Annotated in this window: 6 protein-coding genes and 2 pseudogenes; 6 read left to right on the top strand and 2 right to left on the bottom strand. The window is 46.1% G+C overall.

Annotated features, from left to right (window positions below):
* The 5 genes and pseudogenes from D9T21_RS16870 to D9T21_RS23005 all read left to right on the top strand — a co-directional run.
* Nucleotides 1-359: cation efflux transmembrane domain-containing protein (locus tag D9T21_RS16870; RefSeq protein ID WP_164464729.1), on the top strand; the 359-nt coding region annotated here is incomplete at its 5' end.
* A 454-nt stretch (nucleotides 360-813) separates the two neighbouring features.
* Complete coding sequence (locus D9T21_RS16860; RefSeq protein WP_123326248.1) at nucleotides 814-2148, top strand: TolC family protein; 1335 nt, start codon at nucleotides 814-816, stop codon at nucleotides 2146-2148.
* Nucleotides 2148-3083: an efflux RND transporter periplasmic adaptor subunit gene (locus tag D9T21_RS16855; RefSeq protein WP_044447487.1), complete on the top strand. Its 936-nt coding sequence runs from the start codon at nucleotides 2148-2150 to the stop codon at nucleotides 3081-3083. Before D9T21_RS16860 ends, D9T21_RS16855 begins: the two co-directional genes overlap by 1 nt.
* A 60-nt stretch (nucleotides 3084-3143) precedes the next feature.
* Nucleotides 3144-6278 carry an efflux RND transporter permease subunit gene (locus tag D9T21_RS16850; protein ID WP_123326246.1) on the top strand — a complete coding sequence of 1045 codons (3135 nt, stop codon included), beginning with the start codon at nucleotides 3144-3146 and terminating at the stop codon, nucleotides 6276-6278.
* 218 nt (nucleotides 6279-6496) lie between these two features.
* Nucleotides 6497-6673, top strand: a pseudogene (locus D9T21_RS23005) (cation diffusion facilitator family transporter); the annotation flags it as partial.
* 48 nt (nucleotides 6674-6721) lie between these two features.
* On the opposite strand, the gene D9T21_RS16840 reads toward D9T21_RS23005, so the two are convergent.
* Both D9T21_RS16840 and D9T21_RS16835 read right to left on the bottom strand, forming a co-directional pair.
* On the bottom strand, nucleotides 6722-7054 hold the full coding sequence (locus D9T21_RS16840; protein ID WP_040133149.1) for a YnfA family protein: 333 nt from the start codon (nucleotides 7052-7054) through the stop codon (nucleotides 6722-6724).
* A gap of 119 nt (nucleotides 7055-7173) precedes the next feature.
* Nucleotides 7174-8265 carry a DNA-binding protein gene (locus tag D9T21_RS16835; protein ID WP_241155746.1) on the bottom strand — a complete coding sequence of 364 codons (1092 nt, stop codon included), beginning with the start codon at nucleotides 8263-8265 and terminating at the stop codon, nucleotides 7174-7176.
* Between the two features lie 162 nt (nucleotides 8266-8427).
* On the opposite strand from D9T21_RS16835, the pseudogene D9T21_RS16830 reads away from it, so the two are divergent.
* Nucleotides 8428-8660 (top strand): annotated as a pseudogene (locus tag D9T21_RS16830) (integrase); the annotation flags it as partial.

Here is an 8660-nt window from a genome sequence, read left to right as displayed (position 1 = left end):
AACGAATTAAATCGATCAGATATCAGAGTAATTTAACAAAAGTACGATCTTGCCCTGTATCAGGATTAATGATGGCTATGGGGGCAGTTGCACTGGTTGCTAATGTCATTTGTCTTGTGATCATACGCAAACAAAGAAATGAAGAAGTGCATATGCGGGCAAGCTGGATATTTTCAGCCAACGATGTGATTGCCAACTTAGGCGTTATTTTTGCTGGCGTTTTGGTGTTTTGGCTCGATTCTCGATGGCCTGATCTGGTTATCGGTGTGATAGTTTCGTGCGTTGTGTTGCGCGGGGCAAAAATGATCCTCGAAGAGGCTGGAAATGAAAGACAGCGAGCGCTTAATGCGCAAAGTTGATAAGAAAATGCCAATTTTTAATTGCACATCAAAACTGCGTAGGTTGGCATGGCTACTTATTACTTTGCTCATGTGTCAATCGGGCTTTTCGTTCGCCGCTCAATGCGATGACTACCCTGCGGAGGTATCGTCAGTCCCTGAACAATCAAAGTCGATAGGCACTTATGATGTTCCCAAAAAAAATGTAAATGCTGGTGATAATACGTCGAGTGAAGAGTCTAAGTGTTTCCATTGTGTGCTGTGTCAATGTGGACAGATTAAGTTTCTGGCACAACACCCAATAAATGACGTATCTAAACCGTTATATACCAATCAATACAGTTATTCCCGCAACGTCACTGACGGCCTAGTCGAAGGCCTTTTGCGCCCACCTCAACATTAATCCATTCCCTCCTATATGTTTGCATGGGTGCTTTCCATGTATGTCGTTATCTTATGAACAAAAGGTTCTTTTATGAGTTCTTCACGCCCATTGGGCATAAAAAAAGCTAGCTCAGCGTATCTGAAATTGATATCTGCTGCACTGGTAACCATGAGCATATCTGTTCAATCTGCCAATGCGCAAAAGTCTTCAATCACGCTTGAAAATGCGCTCAAACGCACATTATCAAACAACCCAGATTTAGTTGTGTTCGAATTTAAATCTTCGGCTTTGGATGGTGAATCAAAAATGGCCAGCTTACGACCTGAAATGTCTGTTGGGGTTGAAGTTGAAAATGTGTTGGGAACAGGCGAAGTGTCTGGTATCAAAGATGCCGAATTGACACTGACCTTATCGTCGGTCATCGAGCTTGGAGATAAAGTCAGCGGCCGAATGAATGTGGTGAGTTCAAAAAAAGCACAACTGCTTACACAACGGCGCATTCGTACGCTGGACATCTTGGGTGAAACAACTCGACGATATATCAATGTCATTGTCCAACAAGCGTTGCACAAGACTGAGCAACGAGCTGAAATGCTGGCTCGCACAATGCTTCAGACAGTCTCTACACGGGTTGAAGCGGGGGCTTCTTCACCACTTGAGAAAAAACGTGCAGAGTCAGCGTTGTCGCAGGCGCGTTTGTCGTTATTGATAAGTGAACAAAAACTCAATGAGTATAAACGCGACCTGGCCATCATGTGGGGTGACACTAACGCTGCGTTTGCGGAAGTTGAAGGGACACTGTTATCGTTTCCAAATTCACTGTCACTTGAACATATGCTTTCACAGCTTCAAAGCAATCCACACGTTCTGCTTTATGCTGATAACTATCGGGTACAAGAGGCCAGATTGAGAGTGGTTCAGGCCAGTCAGCAGTTCGACATTGCGTGGGAAGCCGGTATCCGAAGAATGCAGGGAATTAATGACACAGCGTTAGTCGCCAGTATTTCGGTGCCGTTAAATACCAAGCAGCGGAATCTAGGAGAATACGAACAACAGCGCGCATTGCTTGACAGTATCGACTATCAAAAACAAGCGAAAATTCGTGAACTCACTCGCCAAATAAATCAAGTCATTAGCGCAAAAGACCAAGCCTTGCTCACTGTTACGACCCTTCAAGACAATGTCGTTCCCACATTGGAATCTGCACTGAACTTGGCGCGGGAAGGCTATGAAAGTGGTCGCTACAACTACATAGAGTGGGTGACAACGCAGCAACAACTCATCGATATGCAACGAGCACTGATAAAAGCAGCAGGCTTAGTCCACCTTCGAAGCGCAGATCTAGAGGCACTTACGGGAATTCCCGTGTTTTCTGACTCTCCCTCGACGTCTGCTCAATCATCAGAATTACTAGAGAAAAAATAATGAATACATCACAATTTACATTACTCACTAGCGCACGTGACTTGCTTGGCGTGTTAGCCATGCTACTGACTTTACTGTTTGCTACTGTCGCCCTGGCTGATGATGACGATGAGGAAGCCGAAGAAAGACCCGAGTACGTAGTGTTATCTCAAGAACGGATGCTTGAAAACGATATCGTGACTGCTTCAGCCGCGTCAGGATCATTATCGCTCACAACCAGAACGTTTGGGCGGATAGTTCATGATCCTGCATCACTGAGTCATATTCGTGCCCGCTTCGACGGTGTTGTAAAACGTATCATGGTGAATATTGGAGATAAAGTAGAAAAAGGTGACACACTGGCAATCATTGAGTCAAACGAGAGTTTAAATCAATACTCAATCACCTCACCAATGTCTGGAAAAATCATTGCTAGACACGCCAATGATGGTGAGCTCACCAACGGTCAAGTACTGCTTTCTGTTGCTAATTACTCTCGCGCAATTGCTCAATTAGCTATTTTCCCCAAACAACGTACTCGTATTGCCGCTGATATGGAAGTCACTTTAAGGCTTGAGGAATTGCAGCAACAATCAAGTATAAGCCACATTACGTCCTCACCTGATGACAAACCTTATTCTATCGCGTTTGTGAACGTTGATAATGGCAGTGGTTATTGGCCTTTAGGCGCTATGGTAGAGGGTTATATTCAGATTGGGTTCCAAGAAGTCAATCTGGCTCTCCCCAAAAGTTCAATACAAGAGTTAGATGGGCAAACCATTGTTTTTGTCAAAGAAGGGGAACGATTTTACCCCCGCCAAGTAAAACTTGGGAACACGGACAACCGTTTAGTAGAGATTGTGAAGGGCGTTCAAATAGGCCAGCAAGTCGTTGTAGAAAATAGCTATCTACTAAAAGCTGATTTATTAAAAATGGAGGCGGGCGATGATGACTAATTACCTGCGCATTTATTGTCAAAAGCAAAGCCAAGTCCATAAAAACGGTGAGGTGAGAGCATGATTGCACCAATACTCCGTCTATCCATTGAGCGCCGTGGTGTCATGATGTTGTTCGCCTTGTTTGTCGCCTTTTTTGGTATGTACAGTTACAAACAACTGCCGATTGATGCTGTGCCTGATATCACCAACGTGCAAGTGCAGATAAATACCGCAACCCCAGGTTACTCGCCTTTGGAGACTGAGCAACGCATAACGTTTATAGTTGAAACCTCGCTGGCCGGTTTGCCTAATTTATCGTATACCCGCTCGATATCACGCTATGGCTTGTCGCAAGTCACAGTCGTGTTTAAAGAGGGCACCGATTTATATTTCGCACGAAATCTCGTCAACGAGCGTCTCACCGCCATCGCGGCGCAATTGCCAACAGGGTTAACCCCTGAAATGGGCCCTATCGCCACAGGCTTGGGTGAAATTTACATGTACTCGTTAAGTGCTGAGCCTCAGGCGCGACAGGACAACGGTCAACCCTATGATGCTATGGCATTAAGGGAGATCCATGATTGGGTAGTTAAGCCCCAATTGTCGCTTGTTGAGGGGGTGACCGAGGTTTATGCGATAGGCGGATTTGAAAAGCAATATCATGTGAATCCTAATCCAGTCGCAATGATAAACTTTGGGATAAGTACAGGTGACCTTCTCAGTGCGCTAGAACGCAACAATGCGAATCAAGGCGCTGGTTTTGTAGAACAAAATGGGCAACAAGTACTGATCAGATCGGAAGCCCAACTGAAGGGCATCGACGATATCGGCCAAGTGGTTGTTAAGATCATTGATGGCGTACCGGTAAAAATTCAAGACATCGCCCAAATCAACCTCGGTAAAGAGCTGCGCTCTGGAGCCGGCACGTTAAATGGCCAAGAAACAGTGATTGGCACGACAATGATGTTAGTGGGAGAAAACTCTCGTACGGTCGCCAAAGCTGTGGACAGTAAGCTCGAAACCATTAAAACAAGCTTACCCGAGGGCGTTATCCTTGAAGCGGTTTACGATAGAACAAGCCTCGTTGACAAAACCATCGACACAGTACAGAAAAACCTCGTCGAGGGCGCTTTACTTGTCATCGTTGTGCTATTCGTTTTGCTTGGGAATGTGCGAGCTGCACTTATTACAGCCGCTGTAATACCCATGGCAATGCTTGCCACGATATCGGGTATGGTCAAAACCGATGTGTCTGCTAACTTAATGAGTTTAGGCGCACTGGATTTTGGCTTGATTGTCGATGGCGCAGTTATCATTGTTGAAAACTGTATCAGACGATTATCCGAATCCCAGAAACAAAACGGCGCTACTCTACCGCTCAAAGAAAGGCTGAATGTTGTTTATGAAGCCACTAATGAAGTCATACGTCCCAGTTTGTTTGGTGTATTGATCATTACCATTGTTTATATCCCCTTGTTCACGCTCACTGGCGTCGAAGGTAAAATGTTCCACCCCATGGCAGCGACCGTGATAATGGCTTTGCTTGCCGCAATGGTATTTTGTTTTACCGTAGTGCCTGCGGCGATAGCAATTTTCATGAGAGGTAAAATTAGCGAAAAAGAAAGCCCAATTATTAAAGGTGCAAAGGCAGTCTATCGTCCTGTTTTAACCGGAGCGCTGCGTTTTAGATGGCTAGTGGTAGTAGCAGCGAGTGCTTTGGTTGTCGGCAGTTTATGGATGGGCAGTAAATTAGGCTCCGAGTTTATTCCCCAGCTCAATGAAGGTGATATCTTAGTACAAGCCATTAGGATCCCTGGGACAGGGGTAGAACAAGCAGTTGAAATGCAAAAAACTCTTGAAGCGAAACTTATGCAGTATGAGCAAGTACAGACGGTATTCGGTCGCACGGGTACGGGTGAGGTCGCCACCGACCCTATGCCACCAAACATTACTGATACGTTTGTTATTTTAAAGCCTAGGGAGCAATGGCCCGATCCATCAATGACAAAAGCTGAGTTAGTGAAAACGTTTGAAGAGGACTTGTTTACTTTGCCCGGCAATAATTATGAATTTACGCAACCTATACAAATGCGTTTTAACGAATTGATTAGTGGCGTAAGGGCAGATTTGGGGATAAGGCTATTTGGGGATGACTTAGATACGCTCTTTGCATCTGCTTCTGACATTTTGACCGTTATTTCAACGATTGAAGGAGCTGATGACGCGAGGCTTGAGCAGGTAGAAGGCATTCCAATCTTCACCGTCACACCAAAGCCTGATCAATTGGCACGCTTTGGTTTGGATATAGCCGACTTGCAGTTATGGCTCAATGCTGCGACAGGTGGAGAAACCGCTGGAATGATTTTTGAGGGCGACAGACGCTTTAAAATTGTCGTGCGATATGCCGACGACATTCGAAATGAACTCACTCAGCTTGAGACCATTCCCATAGTCACGCCCTCTGGTGAGCATGTACCAATAAGCGAATTAGCCACACTTGCATTTAAAGAAGTACCTAGCCAAATAAGCCGGGAAAATGGCAAACGTAGTATTGTTGTCACAGCAAATGTGCGTGACAGAGATATTGGCACTTTTGTTGAGGAAGCTCAGGCGAGAATTAATGATGAAGTAAATTTACCTGCTGGTTATTGGCTCGACTATGGTGGAACCTTTGAGCAGCTCGAAAGTGCGAGTCAACGATTGACGATTGTGGTACCGGTTACGTTGTTTGTGATTTTGACTATGCTGGTAATTGCGTTTGGTTCAATACGTGATGCGTTAATTATCTTCACAGGTATCCCTTTGGCATTAACAGGCGGTGTAATGTCTCTTTGGTTAAGGGATATGCCTTTATCCATATCCGCGTCGGTAGGGTTTATCGCACTGTCTGGGATTGCCGTATTAAACGGATTGGTAATGCTGTCATTCATCAAGCAACGTTTGCTAGAAACCGGAGAATTAGTGAATAGCATTGTTGAAGGGGCTCTTATTCGCTTGCGTCCGGTATTAATGACAGCATTAGTTGCAAGCCTTGGATTTGTGCCCATGGCGCTGAATACGGGCATAGGTGCAGAAGTGCAAAGACCGTTGGCCACTGTTGTGATTGGCGGCATTTTGTCCTCGACACTGCTTACTTTGGTTGTTCTACCAGTTCTCTACAGAATAGTGTATGGGAGACATTTAACTAAATTGGCGATTAATCACGCTAGTTAATACTGGTTATGGAGAAGGTCGATTCCTAGTATCGACCTTTGAAATACAAGCGCTGGAAAGTAATAGTTGATGGTGTCATTGGTTTTTTTTTGTAACTAAATCGATAATACCATTAAGAAAATGAATAGGACGCTCCAAGCAACTACATTAGATATGTGGGAGGGGCTTTATGAACTTTAGTAAAGCAGCAAAACATCATGTGTTTAAAAAGTTAAATCATGCACAGTCACAATCATAGTCACGACCATTCACATGGACGTTCGAGTGATGCGTCAAAGCGTATTGGTTGGGCGTTTTTCCTAAATGTGGTGTTCACCATTATCGAGTTTATTGGTGGCTGGCTAACGAACAGTACCGCTATTAGAGGTCCGGCCGGTAAAAGCGTTGGATTTAGCCACTTTGAGCATAAGCGGCTGATATTATTCAACATTATGGCGCCTTGCCTAACCGGCCGTTGGCTGTATAACGATGATGGTAACCCCTACCAATGCGACCAAAGCCCCCGCGATGTCCCAACGGGTGAGCGCCACTCCGTCAACAATACGCAACCAGAGGAGAGCAACGCCCAGATATATGCCCGCATAGGCAGCATAAGTGCGACCTGCCGCCGTTGGGTGAAGCGTCAACAGCCACGCAAATAACGCCAGCGAAAGCGCAGCAGGAATTAACAACCATACCGACTTGTTCTGTTTCAGTACCAGCCACGGCAGATAACAACCTACAATTTCGGCAACCGCAGTAATTACAAATATTGTGAAAATTGACAGCAGATTCATTGGCAAAAGATCCTTGATGTGAAGAAGCACAGAAGCTTCAAGTGGAAGAACCGACAAATTTGATGAGCTACGACGATTCCACTATTAAGCTGCCGGGCGCTCAAAATACATCCATCCGGCTACAGCGAACTTTGGAGCTGTTTAAATTGACCTTGGATCACGGCTTTTTCCTGAAGAATGACTTTATTCTCGTCGATCAGAAGCGCCGCTTTATCCTGGGTGGTTTTCAATTCGGTTTTTGTGGTCTCCAGTGTTTGGGATAAGACGGCCACTTGCTTATCAACATCAGCTTTCTGAGTGGTGAGCACGGCCATGTTTTGCGCCAAATGATCATTTTGATGCTGGTATTCCCGGCACTTTGCCACGGCTTCTTCAAGCTCGTGTTTCAGGTTCTGGACATCTTCTATCTTTCCCTTCACGTCGCTATTTAGCGCCCCATTGGCCCGTTTTAATTCATCGGCATGTCGTTGTAACTGCACATTGGCGTCAAATAGCTCTGACGCTCTCGACTCAGCCTGGGCGAGCCGGTGTTGCAGATCCTGGATCTGATCGTTCAGCCCCTGGTTAACTGAACGGAATTGTTCGCGCTCCTGCTGGCGGTCTTCGGCAGTACGCTGCTGGTAATGTTCGAAATGATCGCGAATATCCCGGTTTTCTTGCCTGAGTTCACTGACACTCTCCTTCAAGTCGTTGGCTCGCGTAAGAGCTTCGTCCCGCTGAGACTCGGCCTTTGCCAGCCTGACGCGTGCGTCTTCCAGGGACTTGTCTTGCAGGCTTTTTTCCTCGGTAATTCGTGCTATCTGGTTCTCAAGGTCCCGTTGTCGGGCAGTAAGTTGCGCGATGGTGTTGTTGGCATAGGTCAACTCTGTGCGGAGTTCTTCCTTTAAAGTCTCGAATTCCTGGCGACCTTGTTCGATACGGTGGTCGGCCATCTGCTGTACCCGCTCATGCAGGGACTTTACCACCTCGATGAGGTCGTTCGGCAGTCCACTGACATCGGCCGCCTCCCCATTGTCTGACCGCCAACGCTTGAGCAATGGCGCGATGGTGCTTTTGCTGCCGGTGCCCAGATGCTCGCGCACCCTATCCACCGTGGGTTCCTGGCCATGTGTTTTAATGACTTCAGCTGCTTTAGCGATATCGTGATAAGTGACTCCGGCACGGGCCATGGTGATTCCTCTCGGATTATTTAGTAACATATTACATAACACGTAATATAACATTATATATGTGTTTTTCAAGATCGCTTGAATTCAAGATACTAACCACCGATAATCTACCTTATCGTAGGTTAATGGATCTTGACGTAAATTTTCGACTTGTAACGCCGGTACATAGCCGCCTTTTGAGCGACATCGAAGGAAATCCTATTCATGAACAACAAACCGCCAAAACCGGCTAGCAACTTGCCATTACGTAATGAGGAATCGACCCTGATTGAACGTCAGGAAGCCGAATCATTGCGGCACTACCTCCAGGCAGCGACGTCCGACAACACGCGCAAAGCCTACCGCTCGGCCATTCGCCAATTTGAAAAATGGGGTGGTCGCCTGCCCTCGGATCGGGATACTGTCGTGCGTTACCTGCTGGCCAGAGCCGAATCGCT

The sequence above is a fragment of the Marisediminitalea oceani genome, from assembly GCF_003731635.1.
GTDB classification, from domain to species: Bacteria; Pseudomonadota; Gammaproteobacteria; order Enterobacterales; family Alteromonadaceae; genus Alteromonas; species Alteromonas oceani.
Note: the sequence above shows the minus strand (reverse complement) of the source record. Positions and strands in the feature narration are given on the sequence as shown.